Origin of the sequence: Actinoallomurus sp. CA-142502 (assembly GCF_050936355.1) — a bacterium.
GTDB classification, from domain to species: Bacteria; Actinomycetota; Actinomycetes; order Streptosporangiales; family Streptosporangiaceae; genus Actinoallomurus; species Actinoallomurus iriomotensis.
Map to the genome: position 1 here is coordinate 10,140,517 of NZ_JBNJMY010000001.1, position 18,930 is coordinate 10,159,446.

The following is an 18,930-nucleotide window of genomic DNA, read 5'->3' on the forward strand; positions in this document are numbered from 1 at the left end:
CATTCTGGCCGTTGTCGGCCGGGCTGGGAGCATGTGCGGGCCGAAGGGCTGAGGTGAGGAGCTCAGCGCAGTTCGACCTCGACGTCGTGTTCGGCGAACATCTGTAGGAGATAGTCGAGGGTGACCGCCGGCGCGTACCGATGCCGGTCGTAGCCGGCGACGAGGTGTTCACCGGCCACCGCCGAGTCGTGCCAGACCAGTCGGAACGGCGCCCGAGCACCCCACTTCCCACCAAGGCAGTCATCGAGGGCGCCGAGGTTCCACCCGAAGTAGCCGCCTGGGCCGTTGATCGCCTCCCCGATGGCGCAGTAGAAGCCCTCGATGTCGGTGACGAAGCGGCCGTCGAGGTCGAACACGGTCCCTGCCGGCTGGTCCGGGACATCGGAGCGATGATGAGCCAGTGCGACGCCGGCCCACTCGTGCCGCAGCGTCCGGTCATAGCGGGCCCACAGGTTGGGTTCGATGGGTCGGCCGGTGAACCACAGGTCCAGAATGCCGCGCGTCCCCGCCGGACACGGTTCACATGCGTCACTGGCGATGGTGACGTCGAGGAGGCCGTCGCCGAGCGCGGACGGCACGCTCGACACGATCGTCCCGGACACCATGCCATTGACCAGCCAAACCACCGAACCGTCGGCGGCGACGGCTCCCACCTGGGCGGACACCCGGCGGCGGCGCAGGCCGGCCTTCGTCGACTGTGGTACTGCGGCGATCGCGGCCAGCAGCGACGGCTCGGGCCGGCAGCCGACCAGGACGACGTGCGGCACCAGCGGCTCGGCGCGCTCCCGGAAGACGCCGGTGACGTCGACGCAGACACCACACCGCGTGTCGTCCGGACCGCTCAGCACGAACCCGGTGACGTCACCAGGACGATCGACGCCGTCCGTGCGGTCGTACCCACCGACCAAGCCCTCCAACTCGACGTCGACACACCCCGGCGAGGTCTGTGACGGCCGGTGGGCCAGCACGGTCACATCGAGCAGCTCCTCGCCCATCCAGCCGCCCCCTGTCGCCGGGTCGTCGCGTCTCGCCGATACCCGAAGGTCGCCCAGCCACGCTCGCTCGGAACCGGCGGTCCCAGTGGTCACGCTGTCGAGTATCGAGGCGAGCGCGCCGTCCGGCGTACAGCCGAGAAGGGTGAAGCGTTCCCGCGGCCGGGGCGGCAGATCGATGAACAGCCCGTCGATGTCGGCGCACAACGCCAAGGCGTCCTCGTCGGGGTACTGCGGCGTGCCGGTGTGTCCGACGAGCAGCCAACGCGGCGAAACCCGCCGATCCCACGTCCACCGCCGCTGCCACGGATCGCCGGCCCGGCCCGGGCGGTCGGTCGTCACCGCCCAACCGTATCCGCGATCACGAACTCGCCTCGCACACCACTCAGTTCGTCAACGTGGGCCGCAGACGGCGTCCCTCTTGGCCGTGCGTGTGGGAACGTCGCTGACCCGGCAAACTACGGCATCCTCACATCGGCAGAAGAGGACACCGTCGGCCGAGGCAGGCAACGGTCGTACCAGGTGGATCAACTGGGTCCAGGCGCCAAACCACAGAACAGCCCGACCGAAAACGTGTTCAGTCGGGCCGTAATGAGTATTCGTAGACCTAACAACCACTTGCTCGAACATAAACGGCCAGGTCACCGCGCTGCGATCGAAGCTCGAGTCGCTCCTGGTCGAAGACCAGAGCGGTAACGCCCTCGTGGCGGAGATGACCGGCCGGGTCGACGAGGCCGAGACCTGGTGGCGCCGTGCAGCCGACGCCGGCCATACCGACGCGATGAGGAATCTCGGCAATCTACTATGCGAAACCCGTCGTATCGGTGAGGCCGAGACGTGGTGGACCCGCGCCACTCGCACCGAGACCACTGCGGCGGGCAATCTCGGCGACTTCCTTCGGCAACGCGGCCTGATTCAGGAGGCGGAGGTGCAATACCGCCGTGCCGCCGATGCCGGTGACGTTACGGCAATGCGCAGTCTCGGCCGCCTTCTCAATGAGACCGGACGCGTGGAGGAAGGGGAGCAGTGGCTACGACGGGCCGACCCAATCGACTGATGGACCGGCCGACCAAAGCCCGACAACAAACCGCGTGGGGTGTTGTGGGAGGCGGCAGCGCCCGTCACACCCTCCGATGAGCATCAGCAGGACGAACCGCTGCGGTGAAGCCGAACCATGCCTCGACGGCTCCTCTCTCCTGACAACGCCGACCACTACCAGCAGAAACAAAACAACGGCGCCGTTCCCCACCGCTCTCACGAGCCGTGAACGAACAACGCCGTCGAACGAATGCGGCCCTCCTCCGACAACAACCCGCGGGGGGCTGTGGGGGGCGGAGCCCCTCACATCGGGGGGTTCCGGGGGGTCGCCCCCCGGGCCAGCACCAGTGGACCGAACGACCACTTACTCGAACAAAAACGGCCAGGTCACAGAGCTGCCAGCGAAGCTCGACGCTCCTCTACGACCACGGCGGCTGTGACGCGACCCGGTGGGCACAACGGCTTTGCTCAACACTCGGGTCGACCATCGGACAGGCAGGGGCGCTGTGCCCCCGCCTGCGCCGTTGGTGGGTATGCCGGGTCGTGGTCGCCAGGCGGAACTCCCTTGGCCTGACCGTGCGTTGGTCGGGTGTGAAGATCAATCCGGGAGCTGGTCAGCATACGAGGACGTGGGGTTATGCCTCGTGTGCCTGGTGTGCACTGTTCGCGGTGGTGCACATTTACTGGGCGGTCGGCGGAGACGTCGGATTGGCATCGTCGGCCGGACCCGACCTCGCAGCCCGCAGGCCAGATGCGTTCGTCCTGATCGGATTGTGGGGTGTGGCCCTGGTACTCCTGGCTGGAGTGGCGTTCAGCGTCGGGCTTGCTCGTTGGCGGCCCTCCGGCGGGCTGCGCCGCGGGATGGTGGTTCTCGGCTGGCTGGTCGGCACCGTCCTGCTCGCTCGCGCGCTGCTGCTCGAACTCGTCCTCCTCACCGGGGCCGGCGGAATCGCGTCCTCGGTCGGCCCACTGGAAACACACTGGAGCCTCATCCTGTGGAATCCCTGGTTCGCACTGGGAGGGCTCACCCTGATCGCGGCAACCCGCCAGTTTCAACGCGTTTGACCGTCTGCGAACGAGCACACGGGCGCGGCCACGGCCGTGCCCGGCAGAAATAAAACAACGGCGCTGCTCCCCACCGCTCTCACAAGCCGTGGCCGAACAACGCCGTCGAACGAATGTGACCCTCCTCCGACAACAACCCGCGGGGAGCTGTGGGGGGCGGAGCCCCTCACAGCGGGGGTTCCAGGGGGTCGCCCCCTGGGCAGAAATGACGAAGGACCGGATGGAAGGCGACAAAGTCGCCGACCACACCGATCCCAGGTCCGCGTGGACCTGACGACCGCTTACTCGAACACGAACGACCCGGCCAGGGGTCTTCGAGCACATATTGAGAGACTTCCTCCGCATTCCGCATGAGGTCTCACCTATAACCGCGAAGCGATCAAGATCGGCAATGCCCGCGCCCCGAAGGCCGCACCCATTCAGCAAATCAAGATCAACATGACGCGATAGCGACCGTCCAGCCGCCGAGCCGCCCGAATATCGGGTTTTGTGCCCGCAAGCCCAAAGCCTCTGGATCATGGAGGTATTCGGCGCCACAAACGGATGTTCCCGTCGAAGCTGCTGACGGCCAGAGTTCGCCCGTCCGGACTGAACGCCACCGCCCACACCCCCTTGGTGTGGCCCATGAGAGGGTTGCCGATCAGTTGACCGGTTGCCGGATTCCACAACCGGACGGTCCCGTCATGGCTGCCGGTGGCGAGGAGGCGCCCGTCCGGACTGAACGCCACCGCCCGCACGGGCTTAGCGTGCCCCGTGAGGGGATTGCCGATCGGTTCGCCGGTCGCCGGATTCCACAACCGGGCGGTCTCGTCGCGGCTGCCGGTGGCGAGGAGGCGCCCATCTTCGGGATCCCAGCGATTTCGGTGACGACGCCGCGGTCTCCGGCGATGCTGACGGGCCGTGGCTCACGCGGATGCGGCCGCAGTTCGCCTTGGCGTTAGCCGGCGTTTCCGGCGAGCGGTTGGCCGAGGATGAGCTTATGAACGGGCAGGTAGCCCTCTGGCGTGTCCAGGTACGGGACCTGGCAAGGGCGGCAAGGGCGAACGGTCGGGATATCTACTACTGCTCTTCGCTGTCGCCGACGAGCATCCAGAAGATCTGATCTCGGACGTCGGGTGGCAGCCGCCGATCGACCCAATTCCGAGACACCACGGCGTGCCCGTTGTTGTACGCGATCGCCCAGTCGGCCTGGAACCGCAGAGACCGTGCCGCCTTAGTCTTGACCTCGCCGTCCGGCCAATCCGCCATCGCGGCCAGCGCGCCCTTTACACGCTGATCAACGCGATCCAAGACGGCGTAGTCGGGTAGGCCGGGAAATCTCTGGGCATGCAGGTCGATGTGTCTGAACCCAACATCGATCAGGTCCGCGCCCGTGAAGTCGTTACCGGTAAAGGCGTTGCGGTCTCGGCCGAGCGCCGCAGTGTGTTTTGTGGGTCTACCCCAGAAGTTCGCGTCTTGGATCTTGCCGCGGAACCTGCACTCGACGAACTGCGCCGTATGTGTATGGATCAAGTCGCGCAGGCGGGCGCCGTCGAATACGCAACGCTCGAACCGGGCGTTGCCAAAAAAGGCCTGCGGAGGTATCCGTGTGCGAGCGAAGACGCACTCCCGGTACAACGTCGCCGGCCAGGTGCCTCGGTCCCACCGCCCATCAGCGGCAGTGGCGCCGAAACTGACGTTGTCGAACGCGGCCTGGGAAAAGTCACAGCGCTCGAACACGGAGTCGTGCGCCGCAAAGCGGAAAAGCCTCAGCCCGGAAAAGTCGACATCGACCATCCGGGCACGAGCAAAGCTGACATCGAGGTCACTGTCCGGCACCTCGAAACGCCCACCGTTCAACGCGCCCCGGGCCAGCCAGTACCGGCGCAGCCCCATCTGGACCGCGTCCATTCGGAACGCTCCGCTCACGCCACGCCGCCCCCCCAAACCGTCTGCCGGTCAGCACCGTACCGCGATCGCGGCGCGTGGCTTGTGGGCCAGCGCTTTCGCTAGCTCTTCCAGTGCGCAGGAGCCGAACCACACGACAACGGCGCTGCTCCCCACCGCCCTCACGAGCAGTGGACAACAACGCCGTCGAACGAATGTGACCCTCCTCCGACAACAACCCGCGGGGGGCTGTGGGGGGCGGAGCCCCTCACATCGGGGGGTTCCGGGGGGTCGTCCCCCCGGGCCAGCACGCGTGGAGGTGGCGGGAATCGAACCCGCGTCCTTCCAAGCGGCACGGTTGGCTGCCGTTGGGCGTCATTGGAAAATGCGGCCTGACCAGCGTAAGAGCATCATTTCACCGTTGGTCGCCGTTGATCAAAGTTGGTCACCTTCGGCCATATTTCGGGCGTAAAGCGGGCGCGTCCACGCCCACCGGCACGCATCGTCGGAGCGGCTCCTCGTACAGCCCGGAACGCTGCCGGCCGAGCTACTTCATGGACTACGGCCCCGACTGGCCGCCGCCTCTCCAGCCGTCCGCAAGGCCAACGCCGGTGCGACACCGGGGCTCCAGCCTCTGGCGGACGTGCCTCTTCTGGATTCTGGCGTACCTCGTAATCGCGGCCGTTGGCCTGGTCGTCGTGGGCCAGTTCGCCCCGCCATTCGACCCCTCGGCGCCCGCTGTTCCGGAGGTGCACACCACAACCGTCCACCCCTGACGCAAGGCGGCCCCGGGCGAAGCGACCTCACCGCTCGCCCAGGGCCTTGATCCGAACCCCTGTAACGGAGAGGTCCGAACCCGATGAGCACGATCTCATGCCGCCACGAGCTGTGCGGCGCCGACCATGACGAAAACACCCCCGGCCCGATCCGCCACCACCGGGTCATCACCGACGCGCACGAGGAGTACCGCGTCGTCGCCCACTGGATCGACGGCGACCTGTCGACCGCCCACGTCGAGCTCACGTTCCACGGGGCCACCCTCACCATGTCGCCGAGCGACGCCGTGTCCTGGACGCGCGTGCTCACCGTCGGTGGCGTGCGTTCCTCCTCGTACGGCCCCGGAACCGGCGACATCGCCATCGACCTCGGCACCGCGGCCGAGGCGCTGATGCTGCTCGACCCGGACTCCGCCCCGCCCGACTTCGGGTCCTACCACCTGACCAGGTCCATCGAGCGGGAGATCTCCCGCGTCTTCGACGACGAGGAGGTGGACGCGTGAGCGACCTGGCCCGCGAGGTGCTCGACGTCGTGCTCGACGCCCTCGACATCCCCTACGCCGCGACCGCCGGCGACGACGAGATCCGCGCCAAGATCCTCGACCAGCGGCTCATGCAGCTCGTCGTCTCGCTGCGCGCGCTCCGCGACGATCCCAGCAGGGGCGCGGCGTGGACGCTGACCTACCTGCGCGAGAAGCTTGCCGAGTACCCGGCGACCGGATATCGCACCTGGGGCGAGGCGCGCACCGAGTGCAGGGAGGCGGGCCGGTGAAGATCGGCGACATCGTAGACGTGCCCACCGACAAGCCGGCGTACGTCATCGCCGGCGCGGTGCTCGCGCTGCTCGTGCTCGTGCTCGCCTGGCGGGCAGCCCTGCGCCTAGTGCGCGGCAAGCGGGCCGAGAACGTCCTAACGGTCATCGCCGCCCTCATCGCGACGACCGTTCAGGCCGACGGCATGTGGATCTTCTTCCGCGACATCGTGCACGCCCCCGTGCTACTGCGAATCGAGTCCTTCGCGTTCCTGGAGATCGCGATGTTCGTGTCCGGGCTGCGGGCCCGGCAGAACATCCGGGAGACGCCCGAGCACACGGCAGGGGCGGACGGTGCCGCCGTCTGGGTGATCGCCTTCGGGTCCGCGACGCTCGCGTCCACCGCCGGCGACTCTCTGTGGATCATCCTGCTGCGGTACACCGCTGCCGCGGTCTCGGCGTGGCTGTGGGAACGGGGCCTGACCGGTGAGCGGCGCCGGGCGCGGAAGGACGGCGAGCGCAAGCCGCGGCGCCGGATCAACTGGCGCGTCACGCCCGAGCGTGTCCTGGTGTTCCTGGGCTTCGCCGAGGCGACCGACCGTACGGCGGGCGAGGTCGACGCGCACCGGCGCCTCACGCGGGTCGCGCTGGCCGTGCAGCATCTTCGTACGCTCCGTACGGCAGGCGCCCGGCGGCGGCGTCTGCGGCGGGCCGAGCGGCGCTTGGACGCGACGATGCGGGCCGCGATCGAGTACACCAACCTCGCCGACGACGAGGACAGTCAGGAGGCGCTGCTCGCCCAGATCGGCGCGCTCGCGCACGCGCGGGAGCTCGCCGAGATGGACGTGCCCGCGCCGTGGGCCATCGCCGACCCGGGGTCACTCGCGCTCGAGACCGCGCCGCCGGCCGAGCCACCGCCGACCGTCGACCCGTTTCCGGACGACGTCTCCCCGGCCATCATGGCGTGGCTGCGCGGCGAGGAACCGCCGCGCGTACCCGTGCCCTCGGACCCGCATCAGGTACGGGCGGTACGGCTCTTCGCCGACGAGGTACGAGCCGGCCGCGTGCCAGGCATCAAGCGCCTCCAGCGGACGCTCGGCGGCAGCCAGGGCCGTGCGTACGAGGTACAGGCGTACCTCGCCGATCTGGCCGAGAAGCGGGCCATACCTGAGATCGTCCGCTAGGCGCTAGGAATCGGAGTCACCGCAGGTAGGAACAGGTACGAACACGGCCGGGGTCGCTAGCGCACCCGCTAGACCTAGCGACCCCGGCCGCGAGGTGACCGGCCATTGCTAGGGCGTGTTTTGTGGATCTTGGGCGAGGAGTGTGGGTTGATGGCGTGTCATGGTGCGTCGTCATGAGCTGAGTGATGCCGCGTGGGCGCGGATTGAGCCGTTGTTGCCTGCTCATCCGCGTCAGGGCGGACGGTGGCGGGATCACCGGCAGGTGGTCAACGGGATCGTGTGGAAGATCCGCACGGGCGCTGATTGGCGGGACATCCCGGAGCGGTACGGGCCCTGGCAGACGGTCTATCAACGGTTCCGCCGCTGGTCAGCCGATGGGACATGGGATCGCCTGTTGGAACATGTCCAGGTCCACGACGACGCGATCGGTGAAGTGGACATGACGGGCGTTTGCGTGGACTCGACCATCGTGCGCGCTCACCAGCACGCCGCCGGCGCCCGCAAAAAGGGGACACCGCCGGGACGAACGGGCAGCAAGATCACCAAACGGACCGGGCGCTCGGACGATCCCGCGGTGGGCTGACCACCAAGATCCACCTGGCCTGCGATGGCCGCGGCCTGCCACTGTCATTCGTGATCACGGGGGGCAACATCAACGATTGCACCCGTCTGATCGAGGTCATCGAAGCGATCCGGATTCCCCGTAAGCACGTGGGGCGGCCTCGCATCCGGCCGTTGCACCTCATCGCCGACAAGGGCTATTCCACCAACAAGATCCGCCTCTACCTGCGCCGCCGCCGGATCGCCCACACCATCCCCGAACGCCGTGACCAGCTCGCCGCCCGTGCCCGCCGCGGATGGCGCCGCTGCGGCTTCGACAAGGAGATCTACCGGCGCCGTAACGTCGTCGAACGCTGCTTCAACCAGCTCAAACGCTTCCGCGGACTCGCCACCCGCTATGAAAAACTCGCTGCTCATTATCGGAGTGTGGTGACCATCGCCAGCCTCATCTTGTGGCTCAACCAAGATCCACAAAACAGGCCCTAGGCCGCCGCGAGCCCCCCCAGGTACGTATACCTCGGGGGCCTCGGCACGCCGGTACGGGTACCTGGCGAGGACCCCGTCAGGGCGTTCCCGTCACGCACTCCGTCAGGCTTCAGCGACCGCAGGGAGGCGGGCGCAGGTACGGGCTGAGGTACGGGCAGAGCACCTATGGAGTACGGCGCCGGCCGCCTCCCCGCCTCCCTAACGCGACCGCCGAGCACGTCAGCGCGGGGAAGCGGCCGGGGAAGCAGGCCAGGGAAAACTCCCTGGGCCGCGTGCTGCCTCCCCATGGCGAGTTAGCAGTTAGGCCCGAACATGCACCCTGCGAAAACAGCCCGTACGGAGGGGTGCGAGGGGTGCGGCCACTCGGCTAATCGACCTAACTTGCCGGACTTTCAGCAGGTCAAGCGGCCGAGACGGCGAGTGAACCCCCGAGTGAGAAACGTAACTCGGCCGCGGCGATCTAACCCCGAAATCTCACTCGGATCTAACTGGCCGGCATCGTCCCGCAGGGCCCAGATCGGTCCGATTCCATGGTTGGCCCGCTACTTCTTCTGGCGCTTGGCGTCGCGCTGGATGTGCTCCTCGATGGCCTCGTTGACGACGTCCGAGGCCGTCTTGTCGTCGCGCTCGGCGATGTCGTTCACGGCCTTCCAACGGCCGTCGGGGATGCGGACGCTACGCGCCTTCGTCTCTCCGGTCGCAGGGCGCCCAGGTTTCTTTTTCGTCATACAGGAACCCTAGACCACTTGCGTATCTACATTCCGATCAATAGGGTTTCTGTCATACGGAAACCCCCTCTAACGAGGGCGGCCCCGGACGCGGTGACTGCAACACCGGCCGGGGCCTACGGGGACAACCTGGATAGGAGGCCACCCCCATGGCCGAACAGTCTACGAGCCAGCTCACCTGGTCGACAGGGCGCACGCGCGACCAGTTCGCCGACGAGGTCCGCGCGGCCTTCGCCGACACCGACATCGACACCGACCAAGCCGTCGAGGTGTTCTGCTGGCTCTGGGACGTCCGCGAGCGCGACCCGCTGACGTTCTGGGAGATCCTCGCCGAGGTCTGGGGCGGTGCGGGCTACCCCGAGCAGGCCGCCCGCGCGCACCTGATGGTCGCCGAGGTCGAGGCGGCGCAGCGATGACCGCCTCAGCCGCCGACCGGCCCGCTCCCGCGCACCTCGTGCGCGAATCCGACGCCCTCCGCCGCGAGTTCGAGGAGCTGAAGGCCAACCCGGACAGGACCCTGGACCAGCTCGACGACTTGCTCGAGCGCATCGAGAAGCTCCACGCGCGGGCCCTCGCACTCAAGCCCTGCGGGTGCGGGACGACCAATGAGCCCGACCGCGCGGCGTGCTGGCGGTGTGGCGACCCGCTGTAGAGACTCGGAGGCCGCGCCGACCGGAGCGCGGCACGGCCCCCCGACAGCGAACCCCCTGCTCGGTCGCGGCTTGCAGGGTGTTCCCGAGACGTCCCTCCCTGGCCCAACCTGGGAGGGACGTCTCAGCGTTCCGGCTCTGAACGAGAGACGCCCCGCCGGTCGCCTGGACCGTGCGGGGCGTCGTGGTGCACGCAGGTCGATCTTACGTCCGACTACGCTGCCGCGTATGGCGGATCACGTACAGGTATCGACCGCAGCGCCCACGCGTGAGGCGGCCGTCGAGTTGCTGAACTCGGCAGTGAAGGCGCGGCTCGCCGCCGGCGGCCAGGTGACAGGCCCGGCCGTCACGGCGTTCTGGCACCTCGGCGAGCTCGGCAACGGCGAAGAGTGGACCCTCACCCTGAAGACGACCAAGGACCGCTACCCCGAGCTGGAAGCCCACTTGATCGAGGCGCACCCATGGGACAACCCGGAAGTGTCCTTCACGCCTCTCGGCGGCTCGGCCGCATATCTGGACTGGGTGACCCGGGCGACCTCTTGAGAAGCTCCTCCGCCTGCTCGATGACGTCGGCGACACCCGACACCGTACGGTGCGGCCGAAGTCGTTGAAGCGCTGCGTCGATGCGCCGCTGGGGCCGTACCGATGCGACGTCGGCGCAGAGCGAGAGCGCCCGGCCGGTGACCGCCGCGGCCTGCTCGACGTCGCCCGCATCGAGGTGAGCGTCGGCCAGCCACGTCAGGTACAGCGCCTTGTCCCGGGCGTGCGTGTCGTCGTAGCGCCCCAAGGCGTGCGTCAACGCCGGTACGGCTCGAGCGTGGTCGCCCAAAGCGCTCCAGCAGCGGCCGGACATGATCTCCAGCTCCGTCTGGTCGACCCATCCCGCCCAATCCGGCTCGCTCGCCGCGCGCCCGCCGTCGGCGAGAGCGTCCTGGGCGCGATCCAGCGCCTCGTCGGCGGCGGCGCTGTCCCCGGCGACCGCGTGCGCCCAGGCTGCTCGCTCGTACAGCAGTGCCCGGACGGTCCGGGGCGTCGCGCTGCTGTCGGCGACGCGGCATGAGGCGTCCGCCTCGCCGGTTCCCGGCTGGCCGGTGCTGACCTTCTGGTACGCCAGGTATGCCAACGCGTTCGCGATCAGCGACGTGTCGCCCGCATCGGACGCTGCGGCCAGGCTGTCCTTGAAATGCTGGTGCGCGAGCGGGTGCCAGCCGGCGTCGAAGGCCGACCATCCGACCTGCTGCGCCTGCTCGGCGACGACCGCCATCAGCGCACGGCCGGTCGCGTCGGTATAGCTCGCCTCGTCGGCCAGCGCGCTCGTGGCTTTCAGCTCGGCGAGGTAGACCCGGTAGGTGTCGGCGCCACCCAAGACGTCGTCAAGGCGGCGCAGCCGGGCCGTACGACGGCGTAGGCGCGCAACCGTGTCGGCGCCGATGCGGCGGCCGGATGCGGTGTCCGCGCCGGCCGGTACGGCGAGGCCAAACGTTGCGGCCAGCGACGACCCTACGAAACCCCGACGGTTCACCTCGTCCTCGTCTTCTCCGAAGATCGCCTCTTCGGTGGTCCCGAACGCGCGGGCGTACAGGAGCCGATAGCGCTCGCTGATCTGCTCCACGTCGCCGCGCTCCCAGCGCTTGACGTACGACAGCAGACTCTCGTGGCTCGGGAGACTGCTGCGGTCCTCACCGGCGGCATGCGCGAGCTGGCGCGCCATTTCGGGCTTGTCCCAGCCCCGCGCCTTGCGCTCCTCTCGGATGCGGTCAACCCACACCCTACGAACGTCGGCAGACATGTTGCGTGCACCCTTGCCGAGCATTTCAGAGCACTCTCTGTGTGCTCCGTCGTGCTCCGGATTGTCCCCTGTCGCGGCTCCTTTTGCAGCACTTCACTGGCTGTAGTCCAAACACCACAGACATTGGAGGCGGGCGGTGCACGCAAAAACCGACCCGATCGCGGACGTTCGCCGGCAGGTGGCCGCCCGCCTGCACGAGCTGGAGACAGCCCTCACCGCGCATGGATTCACGGTCACCGCGGTCGACGTGATGTTCTGGAGTCTGGAAGTTCGGGCCGCTGCGAGCGTGGCCGCACCAGCGTGTACACGTCGCGTGCAGCTCGCCCCCGACCCGTCCGGTGAGCTGGCGTTGAGCTGGCATCTCGTTCTGCCGGGCGCAGCCGATGGCATCCCCGAGACGGAACTCATCGGCGCGGAGAACGACATCGGTGGGGCGGTCGAGCGGATCGCCCAGGCGCTGACCCGCGGCGGTCAGCGATGAGCAACTCCGGCACCTGCGGTTCGGCCACACCCGAGCAGTACGCCGAGGCGATGGCGATCCTTCACCAGCGCCCCAGGACGGCCAGCCAGATCGACCATGACCCCCGCCCCGGCGAACCCCCCGCCGTACGGCGGGATGAGGGGGAGGAGGGCGACGGCGCCAGCACCCGGCGACCGTAGCCCTGGCCGTCGGGCGGGCGACTCGGCCCCCCCGACACTGCGCCCGCCCGGCGGCCCATAGACGCCGCGGCCCCGAGCCCTTGGGGAGAGGTGCCCGGGGCCGCGGTGACCAACCAGCCGGGGCCACGGCCCCTTAGAAGGAGACGCCTGATGGGCCTGAGCAAGAAGCAGAAGCAGAACGCCGAGCGCCTCCAGGCAGCGTTGGACGCCGCCGACGAGCAGAACGTCGCGGACGCCTTGGAACTCGCGAAGGCCGTCAAGGCCGGCGACGCGGAGAAGGCCGACGAGATCGCCGCGCGGCTGAAGAGGCGCGGCGCCTACTAGACCCGCGGCCCCGGTGCGTTGCGGGATGCATCGGGGCCGCGGCACCACACCGAACACCGAGCAAGGAGAAAGCCATGCCGGACACCACCACCGACCTCGACCTCGACTGGCGCAAGAGCGCGCGCAGCATGGCCAACAACCAGTGCATCGAGGTCAAGGTGATGATCCAGCAGCCGTAACCGGCACCTCCAGACCGCCCCGGCGGCGATGCCTCCGGTCGTCCGCCACAGCCGCCGCTGGGGTGCTAAACCCGCGGCCCCGGTCTTGCCCTGCGGGGGGTGCCGGGGCCGCGGCCACAACGAGCGATCAGGAGAGGAGGCGTCCCCGCAAGTCAGATGGGTCTATTCGACCCGTACATAGCCCCGCGGCCGGGGCGCGCGCCACGATGACGGCACCTGGACCGCGAGGCGACCAGAAAGGCAGGACCACGCCATGCTCATGACCCCGACGAGACCTGACCTGGTGACCCATTCGCCTGATGGCGAGTCGCGCGGACTTCCGTTCCGCGTCGGCGACCTGTTCCCCCTCAGCCCGACGGGACACCTGCTCGAGGCCCGCGGCGAAGCCGCCACCGACGTACGCCCGTGGGGCCTTCGGTACCTGCGGCCGTTGACTCCGCGCGCTGGCAAGCACGAAGGCGCCACATCGGAAACCAGCTCCCAAGGCGACGGCCAGAACCCGGAAGAGATGGGCTCCGACTGAGATGACCGTCCTCATCCTCACCGACGAGCGCGACTGGACCGGCGACCGCGTCGCCGTCGAGCTCGCCGGGCGGGGCGTTCCGGCAGTGAGGCTCGACCCTGCCGACTTCCCCACGCGGGTCAGCCTCACCGCCGGAGTCGGCACCGCCCGGCCGTGGTCCGGCGTCATCGTGGACCGTGAGACCGGCCAGGACCTCGTCCAGCTCGACGATGTCCGCGCCGTCTACTACCGCCGCCCCACCCAGTTCCGCCTGGAAGAGGGCATGTCCGGCCCGGAACAGGTCTTCGCCTACCGCGAGGCCCGCCGCGGGTTCGGCGGCGTCATCCAAGCCCTCCGCCACTGCCTGTGGCTGAATGATCCGATCGCCGCGGCACGGACAGAATACAAACCTGTGCAGCTGGAAGCGGCCAGCGCCTGCGGGTTAACCATCCCGGAGACGCTCATCACCTCCGATCCCCAGCGCGCGTACGACTGGGCGACGAACCTGGGCAGGCCGATCATCTACAAGCCGATGGGCAGCGTCTGGCATGCGGACGAGAACCAGCTCCGCATGCTCTACACCACCGAGGTCACCGACCGTCAGGAACTGCTCGAGCCGGGTCTTGCCCGGACCGCGCAGCTGTTCCAGGAGAAGGTGACCAAGGAGTTCGAGGCGCGTGCCGTGGTCGTCGGCCAGGAGGTGTTCGCGGTCCGTATCGACGCCGGGTCCGAATCCGCCCGAGGTGACTGGCGGTCCGACTACGACGCGCTCAGCTACACGGACCTGACTCTGCCGTCTGACCTATGCTCGGCGCTGGTGGAGGTGCACGAGCGGCTTGGGCTCATCTTCGGCGCCGTCGACTTGATCTTCGACGGGGAGCACTGGGTGTTCCTGGAAACGAACCAGAACGGCGAGTGGGGCTGGCTTACCGCAGAGACCGGCGCGCCGATCGCCTCGACGGTCGCCGACTTGCTGGAGAAGGGCGTCGCATGAGCAACGAGAAACTCGCCGACCTGCTCGGACTCACCGACTGGCGCGAGGCCATGCTGAGCGTTCCGCGCGAGGCGTTCGTCCCGCCCATCGCGCTGGCGTGCCCCGAAGACGGAAGCCCGTACCCGATCGACCGGCAGGCCCGGCCGGACGAGTGGAAGGACGCGGTCTACTCCGACACCGCGATCATCACCCAGCGCGCGGACGGCCACGGCGACCCGGTCGACGACTCGACCGGCCTGGCGACCTCCAGCCTGTCCGCGCCCGGGGTCGCCTTCGGCTTCCTGTCGCTGCTGTCCCCGATCAACCACGGGGACCGGGTGCTCGACATCGGCACCGGCACCGGCTACACCTCGGCGGTCCTGGCGGCCCGGGTCGGGGAGGAGAACGTGACGACCGTCGAGGTCGACCCGGACGTCTCCGCCCAGGCCGTAGTCAACCTGACGGCCGCCGGGTACGCGCCGCACGTTGTCGTCGGTGACGGGGCGGCCGGCTGCCCGGACCGGGCGCCGTTCACCCACGTCCACGCCACATGCGGAGTCGCCGAGATCCCGTACGCCTGGGTCGAACAGACTCGGCAGGGCGGGGTCATCGCCGCGCCGTGGCAGCCGGGCCGCGGTGACGGGTTCAAGGTCCGGCTCACCCGGTCCGGCGGGGCGGCGTTCGGCCGGTTCCACGGCCGGTGCAGCTACATGATGCTGCGCGGTGACCGCGCCGAGGCCCGGTGGAAGGCGCACCACACCGAGCAGGCCGACGTCACCACGACCACGACCGACCCGAGAGCCATCGACCACGCCGGCGACGGGCTCATCCTCCTCGCCACCGCGCTCGCACCCGGCGTCGGCGCTTTCCGCAGCGTCGGCCAGGACGGCTCGTTTTCGCTGCTGATGTACGAGGTGGGACACCCCGAGGGCTCCTGGGCGGCGTGCGACTACGAGCCGAGCGACGGATCCTGTGAGGTGACCCAGTACGGACCGCGCCGGCTGTGGGAGGAGTACGCCACGGCGTACGCGCGCTGGGTGGAGCTCGGCCGGCCGGGTGTCGACCGGTTCGGCCTCACCGTCGCGGCCGGGGGACAGACGCTATGGCTCGACGAGCCCGCCCAGACGCTCGGGCCCGTCGGTCAAGATGTCACTGTGCGTGGCAGCGGCGGCGCCGTACGGGCGTCCTGATCAGCACATAGCCACGTTCGCGCCCGGAAACACGAAAGCCGCCCGGCTCCTCTTCCGAGGGCCGGACGGCTTTCTGGTGAGCCCCTGCGGACGGGGGCGGCAGGGTCTACCGGCGGCGCGCGGCCGCCGGAGCGTTCGGCACGAGCACCACCCACGCGGCCCCAGCCGCAGCGATGACCGTGTTCAGCACGAGCTCGGCCGTGCCGTGCAGCAGCCCGGACGAGGCAACGACACCGGCCGCCGCGACTGCCGCGCCGATGAACTTGGCGTACTTCTTCACGAGGTCTCCCGAGATGCGAAAGCCCGGCGCGCTGGCCGGGCGTCAGAGGTCGAGGGCAGTCAGGCGGTGTGGGAGGCGTCCCACCCAGGCTGTACGACCCGGCCGTTGGCGTCGGGCTGGGACGGGTCGCCGTTGACCAGTTCGATGGAGAACCAGTCGACGTCGTCGAGTTTCGTCTGCCAGGTCTGCTTCGCCGGCCAGCTGTCTCTGGTCGACGCCGGGCCGCCGACGACGAGGTCGGCCTTGACCTCGCCGCCGCCCTTCTTGGAGTGCGCGGCGATCCGGTAGGTCAGGGTGTTCGTCGAGTCGTAGGCGATGCCCCAGATGTTGATCGAACCCTTCGGGCAGGTCCGGGTGTACCGCTCGCCGACCTTGAGCGGCGGGATTCCTCCGTACACGGCAGCCTCCTTGACGGCTGGTTGCAGGTCACCGGAAGCAGCACCGGCGAGCTGGTCGAGGGTGAGAGTTGAGAGGTTGGCGTCGAGACCGTTGAGGTTCGCGGTCCACTGCCAGATGTGCGGTGTCTTCCACCCGCACGTGAGCCCCGAGGGGAGCCACGGGTCGAAGGTCGTGCGCCACGTCGAGGTGCGCGCCGCCGAGGGGTACTGGGCGTACCACCACAGGTCGAAGTGCTGGTCGAGATCGCGGCCGGTGCCGTTCGAGGCGTACCCGGAGCCCATGTAGACACCGGACGTGACGCCCGGTGCGTGCTCGCGGATGTAGTCGCCCCACGTCTTCGCCCACGCGTTCGTGCGGGTCTGGCTCAGATCGGAAGCTTCGAGGTCGAGCCACACCGACTCACCAGGGACCGGCTTCACCACGTCGAGGAACCGGGCCGCCTGCGACGTGGCCGTGGACTCCTCTGGCCTGGCGAAATGGTACGCACCGCGATGCTTCGCCCGGCTCTTCGCAGACTTCCACTGGGCGGCGAACCGCGAGCTGGTGTAGCTCCGGCCCTCGGTGGCCTTGACGATGACGAAGTCGACGGCCGGCGCGGTCGGGCCCTGGTAGGCGGAGATGTCGTGTCCGCGGAGGAGACTCATGACTCGATGAACCAATCCGTGTCGCCGCCGACCACGGCCGGCTGCTCGACGAACGACCACCACTCGGCGAACCCGACGACCTGGCTGTCGAACGGCCGCTCGACGAGCTCGTAGCGGTTCCGGTGGTTGCCCTCGTAGACGTAGAGCTTGCTGCCCTTCCGCTCCTTCAGGATGCCGACGTGGTTGTCGTCCGGCCCGGTGCCCCGCCAGTCGTAGAACACGATCCGGCGCAGCTTCGGCGTCATCGAGACGCGGCCCAGGGCGGACATGCGGCGGTGCCAGTTCTCAACGTAGGCGTCGCTCTTGTGCAGGCCACCGATCGCCTCCAGGCCGCCGGGGACCTGCGCGATGCAGTAGATCGCCGAGGCCGCGCACCACTCCGCCTTGGCGTACACGTGCGTCACGGGACTCTGGGCGTCCAGCCACTTCCCGAACTTCGTCGTGCCGTCGGCGGCCTCATGCTGGCCGAGCTGGGCATCACACACGTCAAGGACGTCGGTCACGTCACCTCCCAAGAGATACGCACAGGGCGTGGAGCGCCTGCACGGACAGGACCCCGTCACTGCACGACGCAGCGGACGGGGATGGTTGCGGAGCGGACGGCGGCCGGGCCTCGGCGTGGCTCATGCCGCCGCTGCTGGTGCGCGGCATCGCCGCCCGGCGGTCGCTGACGGCCACCGCCGAAGTCGGCCTCGGGCTCCTTGCCGAGACTCTCGGCCTGGGCGCCGTCGTACGGCCGTGGCGTGGCGCAGCGACCGGCGCGGGCGTCGAGGTGACCGTGACGGTCCGAGCCGGAGAGACGGCTGCCTCACGTTGGCCGTGGCCTGAGGTGACGAGCGCCGCGGCGAGCATCGCGGCGCCGGCCCCGAAGACGGCCGGGCCGCCGAACGTCGCGCCGGTCTTGAGTGCGGTGGTGGTTCTCATTCAGCGGCCCCTTGCCTGCATGAGCTGGGAGATGTAGCCGAGCGCGGCGCCGCCGATCATCAAGCTGATGCCGATCAGCCATGCCTTGCCGTTCGCGGCCTGCGTCGTGTCGGTCGTCTCCAGCGCCTTGATCCGGGCGCGGTCGGCGTCGCGTTCGGCTGCACGCCGTTTCTCGTCGGCGTCGTAGACCTGGGCGAGCACGTACCGATCCATCGAAGCGGGGATCGCCGCGACCTGCGCCTCGACGCGTGCGATATCCGCCGAGGTCTCGGCGTGATTGCGGTCGATACGCTCACGGAGAAGGCGCAGTTCGGCGTTCTCATCGGCCATCTAGACCTCCGTCGTCAAAGAGGGCCGTGGACGGTACCGCCGGGGTCGCGGTAGTACAGCCGGCTAGGGCTGCCCTTCACATACAGCGTGATGCTGCCGATGGGCGGGGCGGGCGGGTCGGTGGTCCGGTTGTTGGAGTCGAAGATGATTCCGCCGTCGGCGCTGATGTCGATGATGCTGCCGTTGGCGTCGCCGTCGCCGACGGCCCGGAGGCTGACGGTGCCGCGGGAGTTGCCGCCGCCGGAGTCCTGGACGTCGGCGTAGACCTCGGCCTGGACGGTGCTGGTGTCGCCGTCGACTCGGCTGACCTGGAGGTTCGTGAAATAGGGGCCGTCCCAGACCAGTGCGCGGGTCCCGAAGGAGAAGGTGGTGCCGGCATCGCTGGAGCTTTCCAGGACCGCGCCACCAGCCCCGTATGAGGTCAGCGTGCACGCGGGCCCATCGGCGTTCTCAAACCGGATGTGGCGTTCGGTGGCGCTGATCTCGATCTGGTCCGGGGCGTCGACGGCGCCGACGGTGAGCTGGCCGCTGGAGATCCGCGCGGACGACAGGCGTTGCTGAGTCTCCAGTTGCGCGACGCGGCGTTTCAGCTCGGCGATTTCGCTCAGCAGCGTGTCGGGCCGGTTGGTCTTGCCCATG

General features: G+C 68.8%; 26 protein-coding genes and 1 pseudogene. 16 read left to right on the top strand and 11 right to left on the bottom strand.

Going from position 1 to position 18,930, the window contains the following annotated elements; translation table 11 throughout:
- Window positions 1-62: 62 nt before the first annotated feature.
- A complete protein-coding gene (locus tag ACQEV1_RS47460; RefSeq protein ID WP_433404166.1) occupies window positions 63-1,334 on the bottom strand; it encodes a barstar family protein in 1,272 nt (423 codons plus the stop codon).
- A gap of 370 nt (window positions 1,335-1,704) precedes the next feature.
- Here ACQEV1_RS47460 and ACQEV1_RS47465 point away from each other — a divergent pair, with 370 nt between their 5' ends.
- Entirely contained in the window at window positions 1,705-2,049 is a 345-nt protein-coding gene (locus tag ACQEV1_RS47465; protein ID WP_433406129.1) for a tetratricopeptide repeat protein, read from the top strand.
- A 650-nt stretch (window positions 2,050-2,699) separates the two neighbouring features.
- Window positions 2,700-3,095, top strand: a complete 396-nt coding sequence (locus ACQEV1_RS47470) for a DUF3995 domain-containing protein (protein ID WP_285626064.1) — start codon at window positions 2,700-2,702, stop codon at window positions 3,093-3,095.
- 515 nt (window positions 3,096-3,610) lie between these two features.
- Here ACQEV1_RS47470 and ACQEV1_RS47475 read toward each other — a convergent pair.
- The 3 genes and pseudogenes from ACQEV1_RS47475 to ACQEV1_RS47485 form a co-directional block, all read right to left on the bottom strand.
- Window positions 3,611-3,721 (bottom strand): hypothetical protein, encoded by a 111-nt coding sequence (locus ACQEV1_RS47475; protein ID WP_433406131.1) that lies wholly within the window; start codon window positions 3,719-3,721, stop codon window positions 3,611-3,613.
- Between the two features lie 21 nt (window positions 3,722-3,742).
- Window positions 3,743-3,940: pseudogene (locus tag ACQEV1_RS47480) on the bottom strand (WD40 repeat domain-containing protein); the annotation flags it as partial.
- 214 nt (window positions 3,941-4,154) lie between these two features.
- Complete coding sequence (locus ACQEV1_RS47485; RefSeq protein ID WP_433404169.1) at window positions 4,155-4,985, bottom strand: pentapeptide repeat-containing protein; 831 nt, start codon at window positions 4,983-4,985, stop codon at window positions 4,155-4,157.
- Between the two features lie 835 nt (window positions 4,986-5,820).
- On the opposite strand from ACQEV1_RS47485, the gene ACQEV1_RS47490 reads away from it, so the two are divergent.
- From ACQEV1_RS47490 to ACQEV1_RS47505, 4 genes are all read left to right on the top strand, one after another.
- Entirely contained in the window at window positions 5,821-6,240 is a 420-nt protein-coding gene (locus ACQEV1_RS47490; protein WP_433404172.1) for a hypothetical protein, read from the top strand.
- A complete protein-coding gene (locus ACQEV1_RS47495) occupies window positions 6,237-6,509 on the top strand; it encodes a hypothetical protein (protein WP_433404173.1) in 273 nt (90 codons plus the stop codon). The genes ACQEV1_RS47490 and ACQEV1_RS47495 overlap by 4 nt, the downstream gene beginning before the upstream one ends.
- Complete coding sequence (locus ACQEV1_RS47500) at window positions 6,506-7,672, top strand: hypothetical protein (RefSeq protein ID WP_433404175.1); 1,167 nt, start codon at window positions 6,506-6,508, stop codon at window positions 7,670-7,672. The genes ACQEV1_RS47495 and ACQEV1_RS47500 overlap by 4 nt, the downstream gene beginning before the upstream one ends.
- Before the next feature lie 160 nt (window positions 7,673-7,832).
- Window positions 7,833-8,719, top strand: a protein-coding gene (locus ACQEV1_RS47505; RefSeq protein WP_433395192.1) for an IS5 family transposase whose coding sequence is annotated in 2 segments (ribosomal slippage) — window positions 7,833-8,202 and window positions 8,202-8,719 — 888 coding nt in all. Because the reading frame shifts where the segments join, the coding sequence is not laid out codon by codon here.
- 542 nt (window positions 8,720-9,261) lie between these two features.
- Here the strand turns inward: ACQEV1_RS47505 and ACQEV1_RS47510 are convergent.
- Complete coding sequence (locus ACQEV1_RS47510; protein WP_433404178.1) at window positions 9,262-9,447, bottom strand: hypothetical protein; 186 nt, start codon at window positions 9,445-9,447, stop codon at window positions 9,262-9,264.
- 149 nt (window positions 9,448-9,596) lie between these two features.
- On the opposite strand from ACQEV1_RS47510, the gene ACQEV1_RS47515 reads away from it, so the two are divergent.
- The 3 genes from ACQEV1_RS47515 to cutA all read left to right on the top strand — a co-directional run bounded on the left by ACQEV1_RS47515 (window position 9,597) and on the right by cutA (window position 10,640).
- Window positions 9,597-9,863, top strand: coding sequence for a hypothetical protein (locus tag ACQEV1_RS47515; RefSeq protein WP_433404180.1), 267 nt, complete (start codon window positions 9,597-9,599; stop codon window positions 9,861-9,863).
- Window positions 9,860-10,099: a hypothetical protein gene (locus ACQEV1_RS47520; RefSeq protein ID WP_433404183.1), complete on the top strand. Its 240-nt coding sequence runs from the start codon at window positions 9,860-9,862 to the stop codon at window positions 10,097-10,099. The genes ACQEV1_RS47515 and ACQEV1_RS47520 overlap by 4 nt, the downstream gene beginning before the upstream one ends.
- A 226-nt stretch (window positions 10,100-10,325) precedes the next feature.
- Window positions 10,326-10,640, top strand: coding sequence for a divalent-cation tolerance protein CutA (cutA, locus tag ACQEV1_RS47525; RefSeq protein WP_433404186.1), 315 nt, complete (start codon window positions 10,326-10,328; stop codon window positions 10,638-10,640).
- Here cutA and ACQEV1_RS47530 read toward each other — a convergent pair.
- Complete coding sequence (locus tag ACQEV1_RS47530) at window positions 10,582-11,910, bottom strand: transcriptional regulator (RefSeq protein WP_433404189.1); 1,329 nt, start codon at window positions 11,908-11,910, stop codon at window positions 10,582-10,584. The two genes, cutA and ACQEV1_RS47530, sit on opposite strands and share 59 nt — an antisense overlap.
- Window positions 11,911-12,022: 112 nt before the next feature.
- On the opposite strand from ACQEV1_RS47530, the gene ACQEV1_RS47535 reads away from it, so the two are divergent.
- From ACQEV1_RS47535 to ACQEV1_RS47565, 7 genes are all read left to right on the top strand, one after another.
- The gene (locus tag ACQEV1_RS47535) at window positions 12,023-12,367 is read left to right on the top strand and encodes a hypothetical protein (protein WP_433404191.1); all 345 of its coding nucleotides are present in this window, start codon (window positions 12,023-12,025) and stop codon (window positions 12,365-12,367) included.
- Window positions 12,364-12,546, top strand: a complete 183-nt coding sequence (locus tag ACQEV1_RS47540; RefSeq protein ID WP_433404193.1) for a hypothetical protein — start codon at window positions 12,364-12,366, stop codon at window positions 12,544-12,546. The genes ACQEV1_RS47535 and ACQEV1_RS47540 overlap by 4 nt, the downstream gene beginning before the upstream one ends.
- 150 nt (window positions 12,547-12,696) lie before the next feature.
- Window positions 12,697-12,870 (top strand): hypothetical protein, encoded by a 174-nt coding sequence (locus tag ACQEV1_RS47545; RefSeq protein ID WP_433404196.1) that lies wholly within the window; start codon window positions 12,697-12,699, stop codon window positions 12,868-12,870.
- A gap of 74 nt (window positions 12,871-12,944) precedes the next feature.
- A complete protein-coding gene (locus ACQEV1_RS47550) occupies window positions 12,945-13,049 on the top strand; it encodes a DUF397 domain-containing protein (protein WP_433404199.1) in 105 nt (34 codons plus the stop codon).
- A 253-nt stretch (window positions 13,050-13,302) separates the two neighbouring features.
- Window positions 13,303-13,572: a hypothetical protein gene (locus tag ACQEV1_RS47555; RefSeq protein WP_433404202.1), complete on the top strand. Its 270-nt coding sequence runs from the start codon at window positions 13,303-13,305 to the stop codon at window positions 13,570-13,572.
- 1 nt (window position 13,573) lies between these two features.
- Entirely contained in the window at window positions 13,574-14,545 is a 972-nt protein-coding gene (gene tgmB / locus ACQEV1_RS47560; RefSeq protein ID WP_433404204.1) for an ATP-grasp ribosomal peptide maturase, read from the top strand.
- Window positions 14,542-15,714, top strand: a complete 1,173-nt coding sequence (locus ACQEV1_RS47565; protein WP_433404206.1) for a methyltransferase domain-containing protein — start codon at window positions 14,542-14,544, stop codon at window positions 15,712-15,714. The genes tgmB and ACQEV1_RS47565 overlap by 4 nt, the downstream gene beginning before the upstream one ends.
- A 106-nt stretch (window positions 15,715-15,820) precedes the next feature.
- Here ACQEV1_RS47565 and ACQEV1_RS47570 read toward each other — a convergent pair whose 3' ends face one another.
- The 5 genes from ACQEV1_RS47570 to ACQEV1_RS47590 all read right to left on the bottom strand — a co-directional run bounded on the left by ACQEV1_RS47570 (window position 15,821) and on the right by ACQEV1_RS47590 (window position 18,929).
- On the bottom strand, window positions 15,821-15,994 hold the full coding sequence (locus ACQEV1_RS47570) for a hypothetical protein (protein ID WP_433404209.1): 174 nt from the start codon (window positions 15,992-15,994) through the stop codon (window positions 15,821-15,823).
- A gap of 59 nt (window positions 15,995-16,053) precedes the next feature.
- Entirely contained in the window at window positions 16,054-17,037 is a 984-nt protein-coding gene (locus ACQEV1_RS47575; protein WP_433404212.1) for a glycoside hydrolase family 25 protein, read from the bottom strand.
- On the bottom strand, window positions 17,034-17,540 hold the full coding sequence (locus ACQEV1_RS47580) for a hypothetical protein (protein ID WP_433404214.1): 507 nt from the start codon (window positions 17,538-17,540) through the stop codon (window positions 17,034-17,036). Before ACQEV1_RS47580 ends, ACQEV1_RS47575 begins: the two co-directional genes overlap by 4 nt.
- 421 nt (window positions 17,541-17,961) lie before the next feature.
- Window positions 17,962-18,291, bottom strand: a complete 330-nt coding sequence (locus ACQEV1_RS47585; protein WP_433404217.1) for a hypothetical protein — start codon at window positions 18,289-18,291, stop codon at window positions 17,962-17,964.
- A 14-nt stretch (window positions 18,292-18,305) separates the two neighbouring features.
- Window positions 18,306-18,929, bottom strand: coding sequence for a hypothetical protein (locus ACQEV1_RS47590; RefSeq protein ID WP_433404220.1), 624 nt, complete (start codon window positions 18,927-18,929; stop codon window positions 18,306-18,308).
- Between the last annotated feature and the right edge of the window lies 1 nt (window position 18,930).